Annotated in this window: 25 protein-coding genes; 17 read left to right on the top strand and 8 right to left on the bottom strand. The window is 57.0% G+C overall.

Annotation, left to right across the window (positions count from 1 at the left end; all coding sequences use genetic code 11):
- Nucleotides 1-1,338 carry a maltoporin gene (locus GUC22_RS05550; protein ID WP_024358454.1) on the bottom strand — a complete coding sequence of 446 codons (1,338 nt, stop codon included), beginning with the start codon at nt 1,336-1,338 and terminating at the stop codon, nt 1-3.
- A gap of 223 nt (nt 1,339-1,561) precedes the next feature.
- Nucleotides 1,562-2,833 carry a PTS sugar transporter subunit IIC gene (locus tag GUC22_RS05545; RefSeq protein WP_024358455.1) on the bottom strand — a complete coding sequence of 424 codons (1,272 nt, stop codon included), beginning with the start codon at nt 2,831-2,833 and terminating at the stop codon, nt 1,562-1,564.
- A gap of 174 nt (nt 2,834-3,007) precedes the next feature.
- On the opposite strand from GUC22_RS05545, the gene GUC22_RS05540 reads away from it, so the two are divergent.
- From GUC22_RS05540 to sitD, 9 genes are all read left to right on the top strand, one after another.
- A complete protein-coding gene (locus GUC22_RS05540; protein ID WP_004134312.1) occupies nt 3,008-3,322 on the top strand; it encodes a PTS sugar transporter subunit IIB in 315 nt (104 codons plus the stop codon).
- 9 nt (nt 3,323-3,331) lie between these two features.
- Nucleotides 3,332-4,654 (top strand): PTS cellobiose transporter subunit IIC, encoded by a 1,323-nt coding sequence (locus tag GUC22_RS05535; protein WP_004134311.1) that lies wholly within the window; start codon nt 3,332-3,334, stop codon nt 4,652-4,654.
- A 23-nt stretch (nt 4,655-4,677) separates the two neighbouring features.
- Nucleotides 4,678-4,992, top strand: coding sequence for a PTS lactose/cellobiose transporter subunit IIA (locus GUC22_RS05530; RefSeq protein ID WP_160183414.1), 315 nt, complete (start codon nt 4,678-4,680; stop codon nt 4,990-4,992).
- Between the two features lie 207 nt (nt 4,993-5,199).
- Nucleotides 5,200-6,114, top strand: coding sequence for an ROK family protein (locus GUC22_RS05525; protein WP_049099307.1), 915 nt, complete (start codon nt 5,200-5,202; stop codon nt 6,112-6,114).
- 56 nt (nt 6,115-6,170) lie between these two features.
- On the top strand, nt 6,171-7,133 hold the full coding sequence (locus GUC22_RS05520) for a LacI family DNA-binding transcriptional regulator (protein WP_024358458.1): 963 nt from the start codon (nt 6,171-6,173) through the stop codon (nt 7,131-7,133).
- A gap of 177 nt (nt 7,134-7,310) precedes the next feature.
- Nucleotides 7,311-8,228 carry a metal ABC transporter substrate-binding protein gene (locus tag GUC22_RS05515; RefSeq protein WP_004132186.1) on the top strand — a complete coding sequence of 306 codons (918 nt, stop codon included), beginning with the start codon at nt 7,311-7,313 and terminating at the stop codon, nt 8,226-8,228.
- Nucleotides 8,225-9,046 (top strand): manganese/iron ABC transporter ATP-binding protein, encoded by an 822-nt coding sequence (locus GUC22_RS05510; protein ID WP_004132184.1) that lies wholly within the window; start codon nt 8,225-8,227, stop codon nt 9,044-9,046. The genes GUC22_RS05515 and GUC22_RS05510 overlap by 4 nt, the downstream gene beginning before the upstream one ends.
- Nucleotides 9,043-9,891 carry an iron/manganese ABC transporter permease subunit SitC gene (sitC, locus tag GUC22_RS05505; RefSeq protein WP_004132182.1) on the top strand — a complete coding sequence of 283 codons (849 nt, stop codon included), beginning with the start codon at nt 9,043-9,045 and terminating at the stop codon, nt 9,889-9,891. The genes GUC22_RS05510 and sitC overlap by 4 nt, the downstream gene beginning before the upstream one ends.
- Complete coding sequence (sitD, locus tag GUC22_RS05500) at nt 9,885-10,739, top strand: iron/manganese ABC transporter permease subunit SitD (RefSeq protein WP_024358460.1); 855 nt, start codon at nt 9,885-9,887, stop codon at nt 10,737-10,739. The genes sitC and sitD overlap by 7 nt, the downstream gene beginning before the upstream one ends.
- Before the next feature lie 124 nt (nt 10,740-10,863).
- Here the strand turns inward: sitD and GUC22_RS05495 are convergent, their stop codons facing one another.
- Nucleotides 10,864-11,208 carry a nitrous oxide-stimulated promoter family protein gene (locus GUC22_RS05495; protein WP_024358461.1) on the bottom strand — a complete coding sequence of 115 codons (345 nt, stop codon included), beginning with the start codon at nt 11,206-11,208 and terminating at the stop codon, nt 10,864-10,866.
- A 77-nt stretch (nt 11,209-11,285) separates the two neighbouring features.
- Complete coding sequence (locus GUC22_RS05490; RefSeq protein WP_049130262.1) at nt 11,286-11,570, bottom strand: SelT/SelW/SelH family protein; 285 nt, start codon at nt 11,568-11,570, stop codon at nt 11,286-11,288.
- 215 nt (nt 11,571-11,785) lie between these two features.
- On the opposite strand from GUC22_RS05490, the gene GUC22_RS05485 reads away from it, so the two are divergent.
- The 5 genes from GUC22_RS05485 (at nt 11,786) to GUC22_RS05465 (ending at nt 17,849) form a co-directional block, all read left to right on the top strand.
- A complete protein-coding gene (locus GUC22_RS05485; protein WP_160183413.1) occupies nt 11,786-14,155 on the top strand; it encodes a TonB-dependent receptor domain-containing protein in 2,370 nt (789 codons plus the stop codon).
- Between the two features lie 71 nt (nt 14,156-14,226).
- Complete coding sequence (locus tag GUC22_RS05480; RefSeq protein ID WP_024358463.1) at nt 14,227-15,267, top strand: hemin-degrading factor; 1,041 nt, start codon at nt 14,227-14,229, stop codon at nt 15,265-15,267.
- On the top strand, nt 15,264-16,082 hold the full coding sequence (locus GUC22_RS05475; RefSeq protein ID WP_049088670.1) for a heme/hemin ABC transporter substrate-binding protein: 819 nt from the start codon (nt 15,264-15,266) through the stop codon (nt 16,080-16,082). The genes GUC22_RS05480 and GUC22_RS05475 overlap by 4 nt, the downstream gene beginning before the upstream one ends.
- Nucleotides 16,082-17,077, top strand: a complete 996-nt coding sequence (locus GUC22_RS05470) for a FecCD family ABC transporter permease (RefSeq protein ID WP_049088669.1) — start codon at nt 16,082-16,084, stop codon at nt 17,075-17,077. The genes GUC22_RS05475 and GUC22_RS05470 overlap by 1 nt, the downstream gene beginning before the upstream one ends.
- Entirely contained in the window at nt 17,070-17,849 is a 780-nt protein-coding gene (locus GUC22_RS05465) for a heme ABC transporter ATP-binding protein (RefSeq protein WP_024358466.1), read from the top strand. Before GUC22_RS05470 ends, GUC22_RS05465 begins: the two co-directional genes overlap by 8 nt.
- A gap of 96 nt (nt 17,850-17,945) precedes the next feature.
- Here the strand turns inward: GUC22_RS05465 and fucO are convergent, their stop codons facing one another.
- The gene (gene fucO, locus GUC22_RS05460) at nt 17,946-19,097 is read right to left on the bottom strand and encodes a lactaldehyde reductase (protein WP_004137392.1); all 1,152 of its coding nucleotides are present in this window, start codon (nt 19,095-19,097) and stop codon (nt 17,946-17,948) included.
- Nucleotides 19,098-19,858: 761 nt separating this feature from the next.
- Nucleotides 19,859-20,179 carry a FaeA/PapI family transcriptional regulator gene (locus tag GUC22_RS05455; RefSeq protein ID WP_131930545.1) on the bottom strand — a complete coding sequence of 107 codons (321 nt, stop codon included), beginning with the start codon at nt 20,177-20,179 and terminating at the stop codon, nt 19,859-19,861.
- Between the two features lie 171 nt (nt 20,180-20,350).
- Between GUC22_RS05455 and GUC22_RS05450 the strand changes: the two genes are divergently transcribed.
- Genes GUC22_RS05450 through GUC22_RS05440 form a run of 3 tightly spaced genes read left to right on the top strand, consistent with a single transcriptional unit; the run spans nt 20,351 to nt 22,803 of the window.
- Nucleotides 20,351-21,091 carry a winged helix-turn-helix domain-containing protein gene (locus tag GUC22_RS05450; RefSeq protein ID WP_160183412.1) on the top strand — a complete coding sequence of 247 codons (741 nt, stop codon included), beginning with the start codon at nt 20,351-20,353 and terminating at the stop codon, nt 21,089-21,091.
- The gene (locus tag GUC22_RS05445) at nt 21,084-21,572 is read left to right on the top strand and encodes a FidL-like protein (protein WP_004137386.1); all 489 of its coding nucleotides are present in this window, start codon (nt 21,084-21,086) and stop codon (nt 21,570-21,572) included. Before GUC22_RS05450 ends, GUC22_RS05445 begins: the two co-directional genes overlap by 8 nt.
- Nucleotides 21,538-22,803, top strand: a complete 1,266-nt coding sequence (locus GUC22_RS05440) for an HD domain-containing protein (RefSeq protein ID WP_160183411.1) — start codon at nt 21,538-21,540, stop codon at nt 22,801-22,803. The genes GUC22_RS05445 and GUC22_RS05440 overlap by 35 nt, the downstream gene beginning before the upstream one ends.
- Before the next feature lie 26 nt (nt 22,804-22,829).
- Here GUC22_RS05440 and GUC22_RS05435 read toward each other — a convergent pair whose 3' ends face one another.
- Nucleotides 22,830-23,561: an SDR family NAD(P)-dependent oxidoreductase gene (locus GUC22_RS05435; RefSeq protein ID WP_004137381.1), complete on the bottom strand. Its 732-nt coding sequence runs from the start codon at nt 23,559-23,561 to the stop codon at nt 22,830-22,832.
- Nucleotide 23,562: 1 nt separating this feature from the next.
- The gene (locus tag GUC22_RS05430) at nt 23,563-23,814 is read right to left on the bottom strand and encodes an acyl carrier protein (RefSeq protein ID WP_004137379.1); all 252 of its coding nucleotides are present in this window, start codon (nt 23,812-23,814) and stop codon (nt 23,563-23,565) included.
- Nucleotides 23,815-23,820: the final 6 nt, after the last annotated feature.

Here is a 23,820-nt window from a genome sequence, read left to right as displayed (position 1 = left end):
TTAGAACCAGACTTCGGCCTGCACGCCAAAGTTCAGCGTGTCGGTGTCGCCGCTGCGCGAGTAGCCGCCTGCGGAAATAGTATTGGTGTCCCAGTTATAGTTGCCGTCCAGCGCGTCGGACACGCCTTTGTCCCACTTCGCGTAAGTGACGAAGAAGCGCAGCTGCGGGCGGGTCCAGAAGCCGGAATCAAAGGTCAGGGTCGGCGCGATGGTCACTTTCGTCAGGCCGCCTTTGCCTTTACCGTCCACGCCTTTGTAGTTTTTATCGTCGAGATATTCGTAGCCCAGCTCGTACTGCATGGCGAAGTTTTTGGTGATCTGCTGGTACGGGCGGATCCCCGCCACCCAGCTGGTGCGTCCCCAGCCGTCGGCATCTTCCGTCCACCAGCGGTAGTTTTTGTCTTTCTGATAGTAGGCAAACGTGGAGATTTCCCAGTCGCCGAGCGAGGCCATGTTATCCAGCACCACGCGCCAGGACTGGGTATCGTCGAGGTTTGCCCAGCCCCAGCCGTTTTTCCCCAGCGAGTCCCCGGCCGCCAGGCCGCGCCCGTACTGGAAGACCACGCGAGAGTAGCCGCCGGTCAGGCCGTAAAAACCGTCAAAGTTGTAGACGCCGGTCACGCCGTAGCCCTTTTCCGCCGAGGTCGGGTGCTTCTCATTGCGGTTCATGTGGTGGCCAATCAGCTCAAGGTCGAAGCCGGTTCCGCCGATCTTTTTCAGCCACAGGTTGAGCGAGTAGTCATCCGGATAGCCCTGATCGCCTTTGTCGACCGGGTAGGCTTTGGTTTCGTCGGTTGGCGAGAAGGCGTAAACCCCGGCATCGAAGCGCGCGAAGCCAAGATCCATATTGTCGAAGCCGCCGCCGGTGCCGTTGTACTGAATGTACTCCCAGTCGAACTGGTGGCTGGAGGTGTTGGAGCTGCTGTAGCGCTTACCGGCCCAGAAGGTCATTTCCGGCGCGAAGTCGAGGTTGGACAGTTCGGCGAAACCTTCGCGGAACTGCACATCATGCCCGTCGTCATCCTGACAGTTCCAGTCGGAGGTGCATTTCGACTGATGGGTAATGTTGGCCTGGACTTTAGCCACCACGCCGCTGTCCGAGGTTAACGTCACCGTCGGGATCAGTTCGATCTTGGTATCCTCTTCGTTGCCCAGACGCCACTTGCCGTCCGGCATCAGGCCAACGGAGTCGGCGCGGTTGCCGTCGGCGTTGGCGAGGATCCCCGAACGGATATAGCCGTGGAGCATAAAATCGTACTTCGGATCGGCGATGGCGCAGTCGCTCATCACCGCGAGGGCGAGTAAAGACAGAGGTATTGAATGATTTAGCCTGATCATTTTTATTCCTTGGTTATTTTTTTATTAACACTGCCTGAGAACGGGAGGAAATTTACGGATCAAAATTGGAAATGTACATCCATTAACGGAAATCGCTTTCCGTAATTGCCGGATGAGTTCACAATTTTAACGAGAGCGGGCGAATATTCGTGATGAGGTTCACATAATCCGGCAGAAATAAAAAAGCCCGCGCGCGGCGGGCTGTGGCTGGCAGGCGAAAAGCTTAGCGTTCGGCGTCGGCGAGCTGGCGTTCATAGACCTTGAAGAACGGACGATAGAGCATCCAGGCGTTAAAAATGGCAAACAGGCACATGCATAAGTTTTTCCAGCTGCCGTTGGCTGACCACGCCGCGCCGAGCGGCGCCGGCATCGACCACGGCAGCATCGCCACCGCCCGATCGAGAATCCCCAGTTGGGTTAAATACCAGGCGATACAGGCATTTATCAGCGGCACAAACAGAAACGGCAGCAGAAAGACCGGGTTCATGATAATCGGAAAACCAAACAGTATCGGCTCATTGATATTAAACAGCGAGGGGAGCAAGCCAATTTTCCCCACGCTTTTCAGCTGCCGCGAACGGCTGCGCATCGCCATAAACACCAGCGGCAGGGTGGAGCCGATGCCGCCGATCAGCAGGTAAAAATCCCAGAATCCCTGCAGGTAAATATGCGGCAGCGTGGCGGAACCGGCGGCCAGCGCCTGCTGGTTTTCAAACAGATAGGTCATCCAGAATGGGTTCATAATCCCGGTGATAATCAGCGCCCCGTGAATGCCGACAAACCAAAGCAGGTTACAGATAAACAAAGAGATTAATACCGCGGTTAAGGTGTCGGACGCCACCACCAGCGGCCGCACCGCTTCGCTAATCAGCTCCGGTAAAATGCGCCCGGTGCTCTGCAACAGCAGCGCGTTGATGACGCTGATGGAGAGCATCACCACCAGCAGCGGGATCAGCAGCTGAAAGCCGTTGCGGGTCATCACCGGCACCTCTTCCGGCAGGCGGATGCACCAGCCTTTTTTGTAGAAGAAGCGCACGATCTCAATGGAGTAAGTACTTGAAATCAGAGCGGTAAAAATCCCCATCCCGCCAAGATAAAGATTGGCTGCGCCGTTGCCGCGAAAGCCGATAAACAGCAAGAACGCCAGGCAGCCGGTCAGCCCGCAGAGCCGTTCCGGCAGCCGGTACTGCTTGGCAAGACTGGCGCTGGCGCCGAAGGCCACAATCAGCGCCACCAGCCCGATAGTCAGTTCGAAAGTCGGCAGCAGAATGGGACGCAGCTGGAAATAGAACTGGCCGAAAAACGATGCGCCGTCGATGGAAACGGGCGGAAACAAAATCGGCACCAGCAAACTTCCGACAATCACAAACGGCATCGCCAGCGCAAAGCTGTCGCGCATCGCCGTGATGTGGTTATTGCGCGTCAGAACGTTGGCCAGCGGCGCCAGACGCTGCTCGATGATGTCGACGGCAACATTCATCAACTGAATGTTCATAATCCTGCCTTTCAGAATAGGTTGGTCGCCAGGATGATCGCGCACTCCCGGGTAAAGTAAAAGCCCGCCATAGGTGATCGTGGTCACAATAAATAAATCCACAAACGGAAAGCGCTTTCCGTTTTATATCCATTATGACTATAGTCGGCGCATCCATCTCATCAGGAGCGATATATGAAAAAGATAATGTTGTGCTGTTCCGCGGGCATGTCCACCAGCCTGCTGGTGAAAAAAATGATCGCCGAAGCCGAGCAGCGCGGTCTGCCGGTGGAGATCAACGCCTTCGGCGTCGCGGAATTCGATCGGCAGGTCGGCCATTACCAGGTGGTCCTGCTGGGGCCGCAGGTGAAATACATGCAGAAAGATCTGCAAAAACAGGCGGATAAATACGGGATCCGCGTGGAACCCATCAACATGATGGATTACGGCATGCAAAAAGGCGGCGCCGTACTGGATTTCGCGCTTTCCCTTATCGATAACAAAAACTAAGGAAAGATCATGAGCTCTCTGTACGCTAAGCTGATCGCCGTGATTGAACAGAAGATCACCCCTATGGCGGGGGCGATCGGCCAGCAAAAATACGTTACCTCCATCCGCGACGGTTTTATTACCGCCCTGCCCTTTATGATCGTCGGCTCGTTTTTGCTGGTCTTTATTTTCCCGCCTTTTTCTCCGGATACGACGTGGGGTTTTGCCCGCGCCTGGCTGCAATTTTCCCTCGATCATCGCGATGCGCTGATGCTGCCATTTAACTTCAGCATGGGGGTGATGACGCTGTTTATCGCCGTCGGGATCGCCGCCAGCCTGGCGAAACACCACAATCTGGACTCGCTGACCGCCGGGATGCTGTCGCTGATGTCGTTTCTGCTGGTGGCCGCGCCGCTGAAGGATGGCCAGATCTCCACCGCCTACTTCTCGGGTCAGGGGATCTTTACCGCGATTCTGGTGGCGATTTACTCCACCGAACTGTACGCCTTCCTCAAGCGGCACAACATTACGATCCGTCTGCCGCCTGAAGTTCCGGCGGGCGTAGCGCGCTCGTTTGAAATTCTGATCCCGGTGCTGGCGATCGTGCTGACGCTGCATCCGCTGAATCTGTTTATCGAAGCGCAGCTGGGAATGATTATCCCGGAAGCGATCATGTCGCTGGTGAAACCGCTGGTGGCGGCTTCCGATACCCTACCGGCGATTCTGCTGTCGGTGCTGGTGTGCCAGGTGCTGTGGTTTGCCGGGATCCACGGGGCGCTGATCGTCACCGGGATCATGAATCCATTCTGGATGGCGAACCTGTCGATCAACCAGGCGGCGATGGCCGCAGGCACCGCGATCCCGCATATCTACGTCCAGGGCTTCTGGGATCACTACCTGCTGATCGGCGGCGTCGGATCCACCCTGCCGCTGGCGCTGATGCTGCTGCGCAGCAAGGCCGTGCATCTGCGAACGATTGGCCGGATGGGCGTGGTGCCGGGCGTATTTAACATTAACGAGCCGATTCTGTTTGGCGCGCCGATCATCATGAACCCGCTGTTCTTCCTGCCGTTCGTGCTGGTGCCGATGATCAACGCGACCCTGGCCTACTTTGCGCTGAAGCTGGACCTGGTGAGCCGCGTGGTGTCGATGACGCCGTGGACGACGCCTGCCCCTATCGGCGCCTCATGGGCGGCGAACTGGAGCTTTAGCCCGGTGATCATGTGCCTGATCTGTATGGCGACGGCGATGGTGATGTACCTGCCGTTCCTCAAAGCCTACGAAAAACAGCTGCTTGAGCAGGAGCACGCTAACGCGGCCGCCCAGGCCGAAAGCGCGCCGCAGTCCGCATAATTCATACTATTCAGAGGGTTGTCATGGAATTAGAAGAACAGGTGATGGGTATCATCATCAACGCCGGCCAGTCGCGTAGCCTGTGCTACGAAGCGTTGAGCTGCGCTAAAGCGGGGGATTTCACCGCCGCCGACGAAAAAATGAAAGAAGCGGCGCATTTCGCCCGCGAGGCGCATCGGGTGCAGACCCAGCTGATTGAGACCGACGAGGGAGAGGGTAAAACCAAAATGACCCTGGTGATGGTTCACGCTCAGGATCATCTGATGACCTCAATTCTGGCGAAAGAGCTGATCGGCGAACTGATCGCCATTTACCGCTCGCGACCGCTGCACGCGTAGAGTTCCTCCTCTCCAGGGGAGAGGAGATGACGTAGCCCGGGTAAGGCGTTTACGCCGCGACCCGGGAAAACGGTAAATTCTCATGTCATCTGGCTGACTTCCCGGCTCGCGCTGCGCTTAGCCGGGCTACCTGGACTGCACGCGTAGCCTCCTCCCGGAGAAAACCGGCTGGCCCAGGGAAACCGTCTACCACGATTAAGGACAACCATGCTACATCTCGGTTTAGACATCGGCGGCACCAAAATGGAAGCCGTCCTGCTCAACGCGGCGGGCGAATGCGTCTATCGCCAGCGCCGTCCGACGCATAAAGAGAGCTACGACGCGTTTATGCAGCAGCTGCTCGGGCTGATTGAGAGCGTCCGCGCCTGGAGCGAGCGTCCGTTTACCCTCGGTATCGGCCTGCCGGGGGCTATCGACCCGCAAAGCGGCCTGATTAAAAACTGTAACTGTCTGGTGCTTAACGGCCACGACCTACGCCACGACCTGATGCGGGAGCTCGGTCAATCGGTATGGATGGCGAACGATGCCGACTGCTTCACCCTCTCTGAAGCGGTGGACGGCGCGGGCGCCGGGGCGACGACCGTATTCGGCGTCATCATCGGCACCGGCTGCGGCGGCGGCGTCGCGGTGAACCAACGGCTGCTCAGCGGGCCTAACGCCATCGCTGGCGAATGGGGCCACAATCCCCTGCCGGGCTACCGCCCCGAGCGCGACGGCCCGGCGCAGCCCTGCTACTGCGGAAAAGAGAACTGCATCGAAAGCTTTATTTCCGGCACCGGCTTTGCCCGCCGCTACGGCGCGCAGGCGCGATCCGAAGCGATTATCGCCGCCGCGCAAAACGGCGATCCCCTGGCGCTGGCCCACTGGCGGCATTTTATCGACGCTTTCGCCCGCAGCCTGGCGTCGGTAATCAATATCCTCGATCCGCAGGTGATTGTGCTGGGCGGCGGGCTTTCCAACGTCGGGCAAATCTATGAGCAGCTGCCGTCGGCAATCGTCCCGTATCTCTTCTCCGATAGCTGCCGGACGCAGATCAAACAGGCCCGCTTCGGCGACGCCAGCGGCGTGCGCGGCGCGGCCTGGCTACCGGTTCTCGACAGCGCTGAAGGCCGCCGGCGGTAGACACTTTTTTCAGCAGGTATGCTAAGCTAGGCGAAAATATTCAGACAGAAAATGCCATGCCAACCATTGATGATGTTTCAAGATTAGCGAATGTCTCCCGAGCGACGGTATCCCGCGTGCTGACCGGCACCAGGGGCGTGCGCGAAGAGAGCCGGGAAGCGGTTCTGCGCGCGGTAGAAGAACTTAACTACCGCCCGAGCTTTGCCGCGCAAAACCTCGCCAGTCAGACATCCAATCACGTGGGGCTGGTGATCCCGGCGAACGATGACAGCAGCGGCGCGCGCCTGCTGCCGATGCTCTCATTAGCGCTAAAGGGGCTGAATAAAAACCTGATTGTTCAGTACGTGACGGATGCGGCGGAACAGGCGGCGGTGGTTGACGATTTACAGCGCCAGTGCGTGGCGGTGGTGGTGCTCGGCGCCGTCCCGGCGGAGGCGCCGCGCAACGTGATCTCCTTTGACCGTTTCAGCATTGCCGGAGTCAATAATCAGGGCTACGACTACGCTTTCGCCACCGAAAGCGCCTGCCGCTACGTGATCGGCAAGGGCCATCGCAATATCGCGCTGCTCGTTGATAACGACAGCGATGACGCCAGCCGCCAGATGCTCGAAGGCTATCGCAACGTTCTGCAAAACTACTCCATCCCTTTTAACCGGCAGCTGATGCTGGCGGCCAACGATAACGTTGAACAGGCGCTGCTGACGCTGATTAACAGCTTCAGCAAATACTCGGTGATTATCGTGAAACGGGACCGCTACGCCGCCGAAGCGATGCGCCTGCTGCGCGAGTTCAACGTTGCCGTACCGCAGGAGGTCTCGCTGCTGAGCCTGGAGGATTCCCCCCTCGCCTCGCTGCTCAATCCGCCGCTCACCTGTATTTCCTGGCCGCTGGAGCAGTTGATGGAGAACTGCCTGCAGCGTATTCGTAACCTGATTGACGAGCGCCCCACCTTCTCCGCCGAAGGGCGTACGCTGGCGGGGCGCCTGATCCCGCGCCAGTCGGTGGCCGATCTCTCCTGATTCTAGCGTCCGGCCTTCCGCGTGGCCGGGCCTTTCCTCTCGCGCCGCTGGTTCCCACGCTAATCATTCGCCTCACATCTAAATAAGAATTATTTTCATTTATAAATAGCGTGTGCTATATAACATAGCAATGGCTATAAATGATGATTAATTAATCGCAACGTTGTGAGGGACCTTATGCTGCACCTGCCACCCCTGAAGCATCTGATGTTTGCCGCCACGCTGGCGCTGTTGGCCGTCGCCCCCGTCCAGGCAAAAGAGAAATTTAAAGTGATCACCACCTTCACGGTAATCGCCGACATGGCGCAAAACGTCGCGGGCGACGCCGCCGACGTCAGCTCCATCACCAAACCGGGAGCCGAGATCCACGAATATCAGCCAACGCCCGGCGATATCAAACGCGCGCAGGGCGCGCAGCTGATCCTCGCCAACGGACTGAATCTTGAACTGTGGTTCGCCCGCTTTTATCAGCACCTGAACGGCGTGCCGGAAGTGGTGGTCAGCAACGGCATTCAGCCGATGGGCATCAGCGAGGGGCCGTATAACGGTAAGCCCAACCCGCACGCGTGGATGTCGGCGGACAACGCGCTGATCTATGTCGATAACATTCGCGACGCGCTGGTGAAGTACGATCCTGAAAATGCCGACGCCTATCGCCATAACGCTGAGACCTACAAAGAGAAGATTCGCCAGACCATGACGCCACTGAAGGCGGAACTGGCGAAACTGCCGCAGGACAAGCGCTGGCTGGTAACCAGCGAGGGGGCGTTCTCCTATCTGGCCCGCGATAACGGCCTGCAGGAGCTCTATCTGTGGCCGATCAACGCCGACCAGCAGGGCACTCCGCAGCAGGTGCGGAAAACCATCGACACCATGAAGAAAGCGCATATCCCGACTATCTTTAGCGAAAGCACCATTTCCGATAAACCGGCGCGTCAGGTGGCAAGAGAAGCAGGCGCCCACTACGGCGGTGTCCTGTACGTCGACTCCCTGAGCGCCGCCGATGGCCCGGTGCCGACCTACCTCGACCTGCTGCGCGTCACCACCCAAACCATCGTCCAGGGCATCAACGACGGACTAAGGAAACAGGCATGAGTAACGAGCTGCCGGGCCTCGCGGTCAACAACGTCAGCGTGACCTATCGCAACGGTCATACCGCCCTGCGCGACGCCTCGTTCCGCGTGCCGCGCAGTTCCATCGCCGCGCTGGTTGGGGTGAACGGTTCGGGCAAATCAACGCTGTTTAAAGCGCTGATGGGCTTTGTGCGCGTCGGTAAGGGCGATATCGCGATCCTCGGCCAGCCGGTTAACCGCGCCCTGCGCCAGAACCTTGTCGCCTACGTTCCGCAGGCGGAAGAGGTGGACTGGTCTTTCCCGGTGCTGGTGGAAGATGTGGTGATGATGGGGCGCTACGGCCATATGGGCTGGCTGCGGCGGGCTAAAGCGCGCGACCATGAGATTGTCGATGCCGCCCTGGCGCGGGTCGGCATGAGCGAGTACCGGCAGCGCCAGATCGGCGAGCTCTCCGGCGGGCAGAAAAAGCGCGTGTTTCTGGCCCGCGCTATCGCTCAGCAGGGGAAAGTCATTCTGCTGGATGAGCCCTTCACCGGCGTCGACGTACAGACCGAAGCGCGCATCATCGAACTGCTGCGGGAGCTGCGCGACGAAGGCTGCACCATGCTGGTTTCCACCCATAACCTCGGCTCGGTGAGCGAGTTCTGCGACTACACGGTGATGGTCAAAGGCACCGTGCTGGCCAGCGGCCCGACGGAAAGCACTTTTACCGCCGAAAACCTCGAACTGGCGTTTAGCGGCGTGCTGCGCCACGTGGTGCTGAGCGGCGCGGAAGAGCGGATTATTACCGACGATGAGCGGCCGTTTATCAGCCGCCGGGCGGCGGGAGGCGAAAGATGAGCTGGCTGCTGGAGCCGTTTGGTTATCAATATATGCTGAACGCGATGTGGGTGTCGGCGCTGGTGGGCGGAGTGTGCGCGTTTCTCTCCTGCTACCTGATGCTCAAGGGCTGGTCGCTGATTGGCGACGCCCTCTCCCACTCTATCGTGCCGGGCGTGGCGGGCGCTTATATGCTCGGCCTGCCCTTCGCGCTGGGGGCGTTTCTTTCCGGCGGGCTGGCGGCGGGCAGCATGCTGTTTCTTAATCAGCGTTCGAAGCTGAAGGAAGACGCGATTATCGGCCTGATCTTCTCCTCTTTTTTCGGTATCGGCCTGTTTATGGTGTCGCTGAACCCGACCTCGGTGAATATCCAGACCATTATTCTCGGCAATATTCTGGCCATCGCCCCGGAGGATATTATCCAGCTGGCGGCCATTGGCTTTATTTCGATGGCGATTCTGCTGCTGAAGTGGAAAGACCTGATGGTGACCTTTTTCGATGAGAATCACGCCCGCTCGATTGGCCTCAATACCAGCGGGCTGAAGCTGCTGTTCTTTACCCTGCTGGCGGCCTGTACCGTGGCGGCGCTGCAAACCGTCGGCGCGTTTCTGGTGATTTGCCTGGTGGTGACGCCCGGCGCTACCGCCTGGCTGTTGACCGACCGCTTCCCGCGCCTGCTGGCCATCGCCGTGGCGATTGGCAGCCTGACCAGCTTTTTCGGCGCCTGGCTGAGCTACTATCTGGACGGGGCGACCGGCGGAATTATCGTCGTCGCCCAGACGCTGCTGTTTTTAACCGCGTTCGTTTTCGCGCCGAAGCACGGCCTGCTCGCCAGCCGTCGTCGCGCCAGGGAGGCCTCATGCTGAGCGCGCTGCTTGAACCTTTCCAGTTCTCTTTTATGGTCAACGCCATGCTGGTGGCGGCGATCGTTGCCGTCCCCTGCGCGCTGCTGTCGGTGTTTTTGGTGCTAAAAGGCTGGGCGCTGATGGGTGACGCCATGAGCCACGCGGTTTTCCCGGGGGTGGTGGTGGCGTATATCCTCGGTATCCCCTTCGCCATCGGCGCGTTTATCGCCGGGTTGTTCTGCGCCATCGCCACCGGTTATCTCGACGATAACAGCCGTATTAAGCGCGATACGATCATGGGCATCGTGTTTTCCGGGATGTTTGGCGCGGGCCTGGTGCTGTACGTGTCGATTCAGTCGGAGGTGCATCTCGATCATATTCTGTTTGGCGATATGCTGGGTATTTCCGCCAGCGATATTGTACAAACGTCGCTGATCGCGCTGGCGATTGCGCTGATTATCGGCCTGAAGTGGCGCGATTTTCTGCTGCACGCCTTTGATCCGCAGCAGGCGAAGGCCAGCGGATTGCGCTGCGGGCTGCTGCATTATGGGCTGCTGTGCATGATTGCGCTGACCATCGTGGCGACGCTGAAAGCGGTGGGGATCATTTTGTCGATTTCGCTGCTGATAGCGCCGGGGGCTATTGCGCTGCTGCTGACGCGGCGTTTTGTCAGCGCCCTGCTGCTGGCGGTGGCGATAGCGTTAAGCTGTTCGCTGGGCGGCGTGTGGCTGTCGTTTTATCTCGACAGCGCCCCGGCGCCGACCATCGTGGTGCTGTTTACCGTTCTGTTCGTTATCGCGTTTGTCTGGACCTCGGTTCGCGATAGCCAAACCACAGCCCATTCCGGCGAGGCCCCGGGTCGCGGCTGACGCCTTACCCGGGCTACCTTGACGGGCATTATTCCCGGAGGCGGCGCGTTGCGCCTGTCCGGGCTACCTCTCCCCCAGGACGTAGCCCGGACAGATGCGCAGCATCGCCTCCGAGGGAAATTCGCTATTTTTTGGGCCGGTACTTTTCCGGCAGTTCCGGCACCGGACGTTTGTCATCGATCAGATGGCGAATCGTCAGGATCGGGTGCCGCCAGAGCATCCGCGGCCCCGCCCAGCGCATAATCCGCTTCATCTCTTCGCGTTTCGCGGGCTGGTAGCAGTGCACCGGGCACTGCTTGCAGGCGGGCTTCTCTTCGCCAAAGACGCATTTATCCAGCCGCTTGTCGGCATAGTCGTTAAGCGCCTGATAGTGTTCGCCGTCGTCGCGGGCATCCGGGCAGCGGCGCTGGTAGAGCGTTATCATGCTGCTAATGGTCTTTTTTTCCCGCGCAATACGTTTGCCCGCCATCGCCTGTCCCCCCCCCGAAAAGATGCATTCATAATACACATTCATAGAGGGCGATGCAGCCCCATACTCCCTGAGGATTATGCCGGTTTATCCACGTGCCCCAGCGCTTTTTCCGGGAAGCATACGTCGCGCACCCGGCGCTTGAGTTCCGCCGCGTCGGGGAAACCGCCATCCTGCTTGCGCTCCCAGATTTGCACATCATCAACGGCCACCACGAAGATCCCGCCGGTTCCCGGAATCAGCGTGACCGAGGCGATGTCGGTGCTAAAGCTGTGCAGCAGTTCCTGGGCCATCCACGTGGCGCGCAGCATCCAGTTGCACTGCGAACAGTAGGTAATGGTAATCGCGGCTTTGTGGCTCATCGGCGTCTCGCTGTCGGTCAAAGGGCAAATTGTAAACAACTTGCAGATTAATTGAAGAATACATGATTATTTTGTTGCAAACGATAATACCTATCATTACCATTCGCAATCAATAAGCATGGAGAAAAAACGTCCAGTAACGGAATAACCGGACACACCTGCACTCTGGAAGTAACGCGTGAGCCAATACTAATAATGATTAAGGCGTGGCTACTATGTATAACTCCACTCAATCAACAGCATGGTTCAAGAAAAGCCTGCTGGTGACTTCTTTGCTTACAGCAATTTATCAAACTTCCGCCGGGGCGGCTGATACCACCGCGAAAACCACCAGCAGCGCATCTTCTGATGACAGCTCGGAACGGATGACCGTTACCGCGCCGGCGCCGTTGCTGAAAGCGGGCAGCGAACATTCGATCAGCGCTCAGGAGCTGCAGGATAAAGGGGCCAACGACTTTGGCTCCATCATGCGCTACGAGCCGCTCATTAGCGCCACCGGCGCCAGCGGCGGTTCCGGCAACGGCAAAAGCGGCTTCGACCGCGGCGGCTATACCGGCTACAACATACGCGGCATGGAGAGCAACCGCGTCGGGATCGACGTCGACGGCATCGCCCAGCCGAATGCCACCGGGCGCAGCTACGCCAGCCGCGCGGGCCTCAATACGTTCGGTATGGGCCGCGACTACATTGACCCCTACATGTACGGCAGCATCGATATTCAGTCCGGGGCGACCTCAACCGATACCGCCAACAGCGCTATCGGCGGCAACGTCTCTTTCCGTCCGAAGTCCGCGGATGACTACCTGCATCCGGGCAAAACCAGCGCCTTCGGCTACCGCAGCGGCTACGACTCATCCGATCGCAGCTGGCACAACGGCGTCACCGTTGCCGGCGGCGATGAAACCCTGCGCGGGATCTTCGTCTACAGCCGTCGCGACGGCCAGGAAACGGAAAACAACAGCGGGACCGTTGATTCATACCCGGCAAACTGGCACTCCAACGCCTTTATGGCCTCGGGGATCTGGCAGCCGAATGACGAACATAAGCTCACCAGCACCTTCGATTATTACCATAAAACGAACCACACGCATTATGACGCCTGGGACTCCAGCGGCAACAGCGTTATCGGCACGTCAAACCAGACCAGCCAGACCCGCCGCTGGGGCCTGAGCCTGAAAGACGACTGGACGCCGATGAACGACTATATCGACAGCGTATCGACCAAGGTCTACTACCAGCATACCGAGGCCCATGATTGGACATATATGCCGGACAGCGTCACCCGCGCGATGCAAACGGTGAGCTCCGACTACGATACCGACACCTGGGGCATTCAGAGCGCGCTGGCGAAATCGATAGGCCGCCACGATTTGAGCGCCGGTTTTAACGCCAGCACGACGAAAACCCTGCGCCCATTAACCCAGTCGCCAACCCCGAGCGCCTTTAGCCAGATCATGCAGCCGGACGCCGACAGCCGCGGCTATATCGTCGCCGGCTTCCTGCAGGACAAAATTAACTTCGACCTCGACGAGCATAACTTTGCGGTTATCCCGGGCATTCGCGTGATGCATCAGTCGACCAGGCCGGAGAACGTCTCCGATCTGGCCAACAACAGCAGCGTGCTGACCGGTTCCGACGTGTCAAATCTGTACGGTAAGAACGCTGATACCCAGGCGCTGCCGTCGCTGGTCTTGCAGTACGATATCACCCCGCGCCTGATGACTTATCTGCAGTATCAGCGCGGCGCGCAGTTCCCGAACGCCAGCCAGCTGTACGGTTCGTGGAACCTCGGCTCCAGCTACGCCGGACGCGCCCAGTATGCGCTGATCGGCAACACCGATCTGAAAACCGAAACCAGCGATAACGTTGAGTGGGGGATGAAGGGCGAAGTGGCGGAAGGCATCACTATGCGCACCGCGCTGTTCTACAACACCTATAAAAACTTTATCGCCTATACCCGCTACACCCGCGCCAATAATCCGGTGCAGTTCACTAACGTACCGTCGAACATCTACACCATTTACCAGGCGGAAAACCGCGATAAAGCGTACATCTACGGCGGCGAAATCAGCGCTAAATTCAACTTTGGCACCTGGTTTGAAGAGGTTAACGGCCTGAGCGCCACCCTCGCCTACGGCTATAGCGAAGGGCAATCGAAATCGAGCTACAGCGGCGATAAGTACGTCGACCTCGATAGCGTCGCGCCAATGAAGGCCATCGTCGGCGTGGCGTGGGACGATCCGGCAAAAGTGTACGGCACCGCGCTGACCGCCACCTTTGTTAAGGGCAAGCGCGCCACCGCCACCAGCCGTGAAAGCTATACCAACACCGGCTCCGCGATTACCGATTCGACCAGCGAATATATGCGCGTTCCGGGCTACGGCATGCTGGACTGGACCGCGTACTGGCAGGTCGCGAAGAACGTGCGCGTCAACGGCGGCGTATACAACATTACCGATCGTAAATACTGGGATTATCTGAGCAGCCGCAATATCGAAATGTCCACCAATCAGGACGCCAACGACCGGGCGCTGGCGGTGATGCCTGGCCGCACCTGGCAACTGGGCGTTAACGTCGATTTCTGACCGGCTAATAATAAGAAACCTGCTCCCCGGCCGCGAGCCGGGGAAACTCATCGTAGAGAAGGATGTGAATTATGCACAACACCCAACCGCAACATACCCCGCTGTGGCAGCGCTATCTGGCCACGAAAGCGCAATCTTCCGCGAAATACGCCCGCGATATCGCCGCCGAAATGGGGATTAGCGAAGCCGAACTGACCGAAGCCCGCCAGGGCTACGATGCCGTACGTCTGCAGGACGACGCCCGCGCCATTCTGACGGCGCTGGAAGCCGTGGGGGAAACCAAATGCATCTGCCGCAACGAATATGCGGTGCATGAGCAGGTCGGCGAATTTACCCATCAGCATCTGAGCGGCCACGCCGGGCTGGTGCTCAATCCGCGCGCCCTCGACCTGCGCCTGTTTCTCAGCCAGTGGGCCAGCGCTTTTCACCTGAGCGACAACGGTCGCCAGAGCATTCAGTTCTTCGATCCGCACGGCGACGCGCTGCTCAAGGTTTACACCACCGGAAATACCGACATGGCGGCCTGGGATGCGCTGATTGCCGCGCATACGCAGCAATCGCCTGCCCCGCTGGCGATTCGCCCGGCCGATCCGCTGAAATATGCCGATGCCGCCGACGGCGAGGCGCTGGAAAACGAATGGCGCGCCATGACCGACGTTCACCAGTTCTTCGGCCTGCTGAGAAAATATAACCTGTCGCGCCAGCAGGCTTTCCGCCTGGTCAGCGACGATCTCGCCTGCCGCATTGACACCCAGACGCTGCCGGGCCTGCTGGAAACCATCCGCCAGGATGGCAACGAGATCATGATCTTCGTTGGCAACCGCGGCTGCGTACAGATCTTCACCGGCGCGCTGGAAAAGGTCGCGCCGATGCGCGGCTGGCTGAATATCTTCAACGCCGCGTTTACCCTGCATCTGCGCGAGGAGAGCGTGGATGAGATCTGGGTGACCCGCAAACCGACCTCCGACGGCCACGTCACCAGCGTCGAGCTGTTCGCCAAAGACGGCACGCAGATCGCGCAGCTGTACGGCCAACGCAGCGAAGGCCACCCGGAGCAGGCGCAGTGGCGTGCGCAGGTCGATGGTTTGACCACCGAAGGGCTACTGGCATGAAGCGCTGGCTGATATTACTTGCGGCGTTTCCACTGTTGGCCAGCGCCGCCGCCGAGCGGATTGTGTCGCTCGGCGGCGACGTCACGGAGGTGATTTACGCCCTCGACGCCCAGCGGCAGCTGGTGGCGAAAGACAGCACCAGCACCTGGCCTGCCGCCGCGCAGAGCCTGCCGGATGTGGGCTATATCCGCCAGCTGAACGCCGAGGGGATCCTCTCCCTGCGCCCGACGCTGGTGCTGGCCAGCGCCCAGGCGCAGCCCTCGCTGGTGCTGAAAAAGGTTGAAGAGAATAAGGTTAAGGTGATCAACGTACCGGGCGGCTACGACCTGCCGGCAATCGAGGCAAAAATTGCCGTGATTGCCGACGCCCTTGGTAAGCAGAGCGAAGGTAACGCCCTGCGCCAGAAGGTTCATCAGCAGATCGCGCAAATTCCTTCGCAGCCGGTGAACAAGCGGGTGCTGTTTATTCTCAGCCACGGCGGCATGAATACCATGGTGGCCGGGAAACAAACCGCGGCGGATGGCGCAATCAGGGCGGCCGGGCTGCAGAATGCCATGCAGAGCTTCGACCATTATCGCAGCATGTCGCAGGAGGGCGTTATCGCCAGTAAACCGGACCTGGTGGTGATCTCCGCCGATGGGCTGAAAGGCATGGGCGGCGAAGCCGGGCTCTGGAAGCTGCCGGGGCTGGCGCAGACGCCTGCGGGACGCCATAAGCAGGTACTGGTGATCGATGATATGGCCCTGCTCGGCTTTGGCCCGCGCACCCCGCAGGAAGTGCTCGCGCTGCGGCAAAAAGCGGAGCAGTTGCCCTGATGCGCTCCCACCCTGCCCGTCATCTGTGGTTAATGACGCTGCTGCTGATTGTCCTGACGCTGCTCGCCACGACCCTGGGCGCGATGCGCCTGCCGTTGACCAGCCTGCTGCCCGCCGGCGATGAGATCCTGAGGAACATCTGGCTGACCATTCGCCTGCCGCGAGTGCTGCTGGCGCTGCTGGTCGGCGCCGCGCTGGCGCTCTCCGGCTGCGTGATGCAGGGGCTGTTTCGCAACCCCCTCGCCGATCCGGGACTGTTAGGGATCAGCGGCGGCGCGGCGCTGGCGGTGGCCTGCTGGCTGGTGCTGCCCCTGTCGCTGCCGGCGCTCGTGGCGCTGTACGCGCCGATGCTGGCGGCGTTTATCGGCAGCACGGCGGTGATGGTGGTGATTTTTATCCTCAGCCGGGCGGGAGACGCCTCGCTGTCGCGCCTGCTGCTGGTCGGCATCGCCATTAACGCCCTCTGCGGCGCGCTGGTCGGGGTACTGGCGTGGATCAGCAACGATACTCAGCTGCGCCAGCTTTCGCTGTGGGGTATGGGTAGCCTCGGGCAGGCGGAATGGTCGACGCTGCTGGTGGCGGCCACGTTGATGATCCCGGCCTCCCTCGTGGTGTGGGCGATGGCTTCGCGGCTTAACCTGCTGCAACTGGGTGATGAAGAGGCGCACTATCTCGGCGTCAACGTTCGCGCCCTGCAGCGTCTACTGCTGCTGTGCAGCGCATTGCTGGTAGCGTCGGCGGTGGCCATCAGCGGCATTATCGGCTTTATCGGCCTGGTCGTGCCGCATTTGATGCGGATGTGGCTGGGGCCGGACCATCGCGGCCTGGTTCCCGGTTCGCTGCTGTGCGGCGCGATTCTACTGCTGCTGGCCGACACGCTGGCGCGCACCGTTGCCGCTCCCGCGGAGATGCCGGTCGGGCTGTTGACCAGCGTGCTTGGCGCGCCGTGGTTTCTGTGGCTGATTTTTCGTCAGGAGAAAGAGACGCATGGATAATCGCTATAGCGCGCGTTCGCTGACGCTGCGTCTGGGTCACCGGCAGATCGTTAACGATGTCTCGCTCCAGCTCCGCGGCGGCGAGATGGCGGCGCTGATTGGCCCCAACGGCGCCGGTAAGTCGACCCTGCTGCGCCTGTTGACCGGTTTTTTAACCCCCGACGCCGGCGAACGACTGGTGGAAGGCCGCCCGCTGGAAAGCTGGTCAGCAGAAGCGCTTTCCCGCCGCCGGGCGGTGATGCTACAGCGCACCCAGCTGCACGCCGACTGGCCGATCGAAACGGTTATCGCCATGGGCCGCTCGCCGTGGGGCGGCGCGCCAAACGAGGAGATAATCCGCCGGGTGATGAAGGAGACCGGCTGCGACCATCTGGCCGGGAGACGCTACCCTTCCCTCTCCGGCGGCGAACAGCAGCGGGTGCAGCTGGCCCGCTGTCTGGCGCAGCTGTGGCGCGATGGCGCGCCCGAGGGCTGGCTGTTTCTCGATGAGCCTACCTCGGCGCTGGATCTCTATTATCAGCAACATCTGCTGCGTCTGCTCAAACGCCTGACCCGCAGCAGCCGGCTGCACGTCTGCGTCGTACTGCACGACCTGAACCTCGCGGCGCTGTGGGCAGACCGGATTCTGCTGCTGCATCAGGGGAAACTGGTGGCGCAGGGCACGCCGCAGGAGGTGATTCAGCAGCCGATCGTCAGCCGCTGGTACGGCGCGGAGGTCAGCGTGGGCGAACATCCCGATACGTCCGTTCCGCAGGTCTATCTGGCGCCGTGAGTCGATGACATTATTCTGCCGGGCGGTGGCCTACCAAAACGTTACTTTCTGAACGGCGAAGCCGATATTGCTACCGGCTTCGCTGCGATTGCTAAATTAGAAGATCTGCCGATACAGCGTTTTAATCTCCTCCAGATTAGTGTCACGCGGGTTGCCGCCGGTGCACACGTCCGCCAGCGCCGCCGCCGCAAGCGCGTCAATATCCTCTTCTTTCATACCGACATCGCGCAGACGCGCCGGGATATTGACGTCGCGATTCAGCTGCGCCACCGCCTCTATCGCCGCCTGACGCGCTTCGGCAATCGGCATCGTTGCCGCCGACTTGTTACCAAGCGCAACCGCGATGTCGCGATACTTCTCGCCGGTATATTCGGCGTTATAGGCCATGATATGCGGCAACAGCACCGCGTTAGCCACGCCGTGCGGCGTACCGTAAAATGCGCCCAGCGGGTGGGCCATACCGTGGACCAGCCCCAGACCAACGTTTGAGAAGCCCATCCCGGCAATATATTGCCCCAGCGCCATGCCTTCCGCGCCCTGCGCGTCGCCCTGTACCGAAGCGCGCAGCGAGCGGCCAATCACCTCAATGGCCTTCAGATGCAGCATATCGGTGAGTTCCCATGCGCCTTTGGTTATGTAACCTTCGATCGCATGGGTCAGCGCATCGACGCCGGTCGCCGCTTTCAGGCTGGCTGGCATGCTGGCCATCATTTCGGCGTCAATAATCGCCACCAGCGGGATATCGTGCGGGTCATAGCAAACAAATTTGCGGCGGTTCTGAACATCGGTAATCACGTAGTTGATGGTCACTTCCGCCGCCGTACCGGCGGTGGTTGGGATCGCGATCATCGGTACGGCGGCGTTTTTGGTATCGGCCCCGCCTTCGAGACTGCGAACGTCGGCGAACTCGGGGTTATTAATAATAATGCCTATCGCTTTACAGGTATCCTGCGGTGAACCGCCGCCGATGGCGATCAGGTAATCGGCGCCCGACTGCTTAAACGTCTCTACGCCCTGCTGCACAACCTCAATGGTGGGGTTCGGAACAACGTCATCAAAAATGCTGTAAGGCAGCCCGGCTCCGTCGAGAATAGCCAGGACTTTTGTCGCAACGTTAAAACGGATCAGATCCTTATCAGTGACCACCAGCGCTTTTTTGAAGCCGCGTTTTTTGACTTCATCGACAATACAGCTAATCGAGCCGGGGCCAAAATAAGAGGTTTCGTTTAAAATCATTCTGTAAGCCATGCGTGCTTCCCTCAATCTGAGTGTTTGATAACCATAATATTTAGCCCTACAGTAACGTGACTGACGTAGCCGTTTTATTATTTAATATCAAATAACGCCCTAATTGCCCTGCACGCAATCGCAGTTAATTAACCCATCGCACAGTTGTCATCAAGTTTGTCCAGCATACTGGACATCATCATCCGCAAATTTAATGAGATTGCTAAACCTCACCACAATATAAGCTGGCGAAGAACATTAACTCACGGTAAATATTATTGAAGTTGATCACATTATTTTTCTTCTACCGCCAGTATTCGTTCGTATGGCAAAAAAGCCGTTTATGCCGGGACGAAAAATGAACAGGATAGCGTCGTACGGCCGAAGTCAATATTTCATGACCACACTCTGCGATTATTCTGCACATCCGTTGCTTACCCCTCCGCCTTATCCGTACGCTGCCGACGCAGGCCGTCGCAGATTGCATACCGCAAATTTAACGATTAGTTAACAAAAAGGTCATTTACTCAACAAAAGCGGCTATCCCCGGTGCTGGCCATCGCTTAAAAACATCGCATAAGAATTATCTGTCATTATGGATAATTGCTTATCGTCCTACGGATAGCGCAGCGGATTTTTTAAAGAACTACGAAATTTTCATTATTAAGAATATTCTCTGTTATTTGCGAGATATCAATTCTCAAAAATCATAAAAAATTAGAAAAAATGCCTATGGTATTTATATTTATTGCAAACATCATCGCCTCTTGTTAGTATGACTATTAGTCAATGCTTTTATTATAAAAATACCATTTATGATGCTTATTAACTTTTATTCTGTTCACCTGACCATACTTTTCCAACGGCAGTAGTAAATGTCTGACTTTATATATTGACATTTCGCACCTGTCCGCTAATTCACGAGTAAGCAACCCCTCAGGTTCATGTTCTTTCAAAACATAAAGAATATACTCCTGCTCTGGCACGACGACCCCGGAGAATTTATTGATGCCCATTGAGCTCATCAATGAGCGCAAACTCTCAACTGCGGTTACAGAATTTTGATTTGAATGTGGGGTACAGGATGAAAATGAAATCTTCATGAGTCAGCTCCTTCTGTCATTCAGTACATGGCAGTATGGATTGACCCCACGAAAACGGCAACATTAGCTTTAAATTTCAACCTAAACAGTACATTTATCTGAAATTCACTTTTTTTTATGATAAAAACCCTGATATAAAGAGTGAATTTTTAATTCCGTGCGGAGATAAAAATGCGGTTCGATATAGAGGGATTTATTACATTTGATACTGAGGAAGCATCCCTGGTCAATCTGTTGACCGGTGATTGTATTGAACTCTCTGCGACTTCCACTCGCCTCCTTACCAATCTGTTACAATACCGAGGGGATATTATTTCTCGCGTTGATATTTTTCAGTCGGTGTTTGAAAAATATGGCGCCAGGCCCTCAAATAGCAATCTTAATCAATACATCTCAACGCTGCGGCGTAGTCTTGCCGATCTCGGTATTGAGAAAAATGTGATTATTACGGTACCGAGAATCGGCTTTAAGATTTCTGAGGAAGTCATTATCACCAGCGATAATGATTATTCATCCTCCATCACTCTGCCAATTCTTACCGCCGACCTTCCCCAGCGAAGTTTACTATGGCAGCACCGCAAAGCGGCCATTTTTTTTATCCTGACGTTGATAGGTTTTCTGCTGCTTTTACCTTTTTTTATGTATAAAAAACAGCCTACTACGTTAGTTTTCACCCAGGATAAATGTACTATTTATGGCTCTGGCGCTCAGCGCGCGCGCGAAATCCTCAGCAATAAAAAGCTGTTCCCCTCTGGGCTTGATTGTTCGACGCCTAAGAAAATCTACCTTTTCAACCGACAATTAAATCAGCCACAAGGCTTAGGTATTTATATGGATATATTCATCCTCAAATGTGATATGAAGGACCAGCAGTGCCACAGTTACTACTATAAGGAAATAAAAAATGCGTAAATACGCTATAATATTCCTCGCCACTGCCCTGACGCTGGTAGTCGCTGCGTTCCTCTATATAGATATCCGCAGCCATGACACCTTTTCCTGTAAATCACAGTACGACCTCACAGAGGATATAAATGAGAATATTCTCCGCTCACAGGGTTTGCTATCCGCTCAGCTTGCTAATAACCGTCTTTTAATCAGTCTTGAGGGATTGCTCACCAGCAATGGCGATAAATACATTGTCTCCCGCACCATTGCTATCACATTAAAAAGAACCACTGCGACCAGTCATCTCTTTTATATCATTGATTCGCAAATCACTCGCCATCACGCTGACAATACGCCTGAAAATATCGCCCGGCAAAATCTCTTTGGCAACCAAAGTAATGATCGAATCATCTATATCAATCACGTTAATGATGATACTATTTTATTCGGTAATCAAACGTTCCCACAATATGGTTGCCAGCGTCAGAATACAATCATTGATTGAGATTCATCTCATTAATTTTAATTATGCTGATATCATGACGATACATTTACTACCGACCTTAGGCAGCATCGCGAATATCATTGATATGATTAACCCCCGGCTCAATCTGCACCATGTCAGAACGGCGTTTATTGCATCGCATCTGGCTAAGTTAGTCGATTTTTCTGCGGCCCAGCGGCGTAAAACCATTCTGGCGGCGCTCATCCATGATGTCGGAGGATTAAATGAAAAATCGCGTCTTGAACCGCTTAACTATATTGATAACGAACACAACCATCATGCGCTCATCGGCAGCGAATTACTTAGCCGCATTCCGCTGTTTCGTCCGCTCAACAAAATCGTTCGCTATCACCATACCCACTGGCGCAACGGTCTCGGGCATTATAGTGAAGGCGAGCGGGTGCCCGAAGAGAGCCATTTGTTATTCTTTGCGGACCGTCTGGATGTTCTGTATTGCCAGCACCGTACCGAACACATCCCATTATTAAGCAAAAAGCTGGTCGACATCGCCGCCGCCGGCGCCCCCATTCTCTATAAGCAAGAGTATATTCAGGCCTTCCGAATCCTCTCCGCCGATGACCATTTTTGGTCGGTCATGGCTTCCACCGACTATCGCGATTACATTAAAGCGATCTCCGGCGTGCATAACGACACACTCTCTTTGCACAACCTTCGCGACATTGCCGAGCTGGTCTCTTTTATTATCGATCAGTTCAGCCAGCAGACGCCTTGGCACTCCGCGGCCGTCGGCCATATTGCCGGTTATCTGGCAACAAAAATGGAGATGAGCGCCACGCAAGCGCTAAAAGTAGAGATTGGCGGATTACTGCATAATATTTCCTGTCTGGATCACAGCCCGCCGCCAAAGCGCGTGGGTTTATCGGATAAAGCCCAGCGTTATTTTTATCCCATTGAAGGTATTGATGATATTTCTGAGTGGCTGGCCATGCAAAATGATCCCACGTCGGCGCAATGGCATAATAAAACTCTGCAACCGGAAGCCATGCTTATCGCGGTAAGCCGACGGGTGGTCCATGCGCTCAATGGGCCAAAAGCGGAAGAGAAATCGCTGGCGCAGTTAATTAAAAATAATCCGGGAGAGGAAATTCCCCCGTTGATGCTGGCCCTGATTGCGCAATATTCTTCACAGATTATTCAGATCCACCGTGCTACCGCGGGCGAAATAAAAAAGTTAGTGAATCGCATTGCGCAACTCACTCACTCTGTTTAAAGGCTAACCCGGCCTGATCGCACGACTCAGGCGCTCAATCCGCCGTCCAGAACCAGGGTTTGCCCGGTCATATATTGACTCCCCTCACCGATTAAAAACGCCACCGCCTGCAGCACATCGTGGGTTTCGCCCAATCTGCGCAGCGGTATCGCCTGGCGCATCTCTTTTAATTTTTGCGCGGGTATCTCTTCGAGCATTTCGGTGCGAATCAGGCCCGGCGCCAGGCAGTTGACGCGAATGCCGAAGCGCCCAACCTCCAGCGCCAGCGAGCGCGCTATGCCGCTCATCGCCGCTTTACTCGCGGCATACGCCGTCTGGCCGACGTTGCCCTTTACCGCGCTGACCGACGACATCATCACGATGGAGCCGCGCCGCTGCATCAGCATCGCCGGCAGCAGCACCCGGTTCCAGTTAAGCATTGAGATCACATTGGTGTCCAAAACCTCGCGCCAGAGCGCGGCGTTCTGGCGAATATGCAGGCCGTCGCGAGCGATCCCGGCATTGTGGATAATCGCTTCCGGCGCCCCCCGCTCGGCCAGCAGCGTCTGCGCAAGCTGCGCCACCCGCGATTCGTCGTTGCCGTCGCAGGCGTATCCCCGCACCCGGTGGCTTGAATTTTCACACTCCGCCAGGGTGGCGTTCATCGCCTCCTCATCGCGTCCGGTAAATACCACGTTCCAGCTTTGCGCCAGACCTGTGACCAGCGCCCGACCGATGCCGCGGCTGCCTCCGGTAATCAGTATCCATTTTTGTGCCATATTAGCTGCCTGACTCTTTACTGATGTGCTGGCAGAGTTCGCCAAGAGTTATCCCTGGATTGTGAATAAACCAGTCCGCTTCCAGGGTAATGTTGAATTCACGCTTTGCCAGCACCATCAGTTCGACGTAGTCGAGGCTATCCAACTTCAGCCGAACCAGCGGCGTATTCTCCTCCACCTCATCGGGCTCAAGGTCTTTCGCGTCGCAAATCATTTCGCATACTTTTTGCAGAACATCATCATAGGCAATCATAAATTA

The sequence above is a fragment of the Klebsiella sp. MPUS7 genome, assembly GCF_009905335.1.
GTDB lineage: Bacteria > Pseudomonadota > Gammaproteobacteria > Enterobacterales > Enterobacteriaceae > Klebsiella > Klebsiella grimontii.
This window is presented reverse-complemented; position numbering and strand designations above follow the sequence as displayed.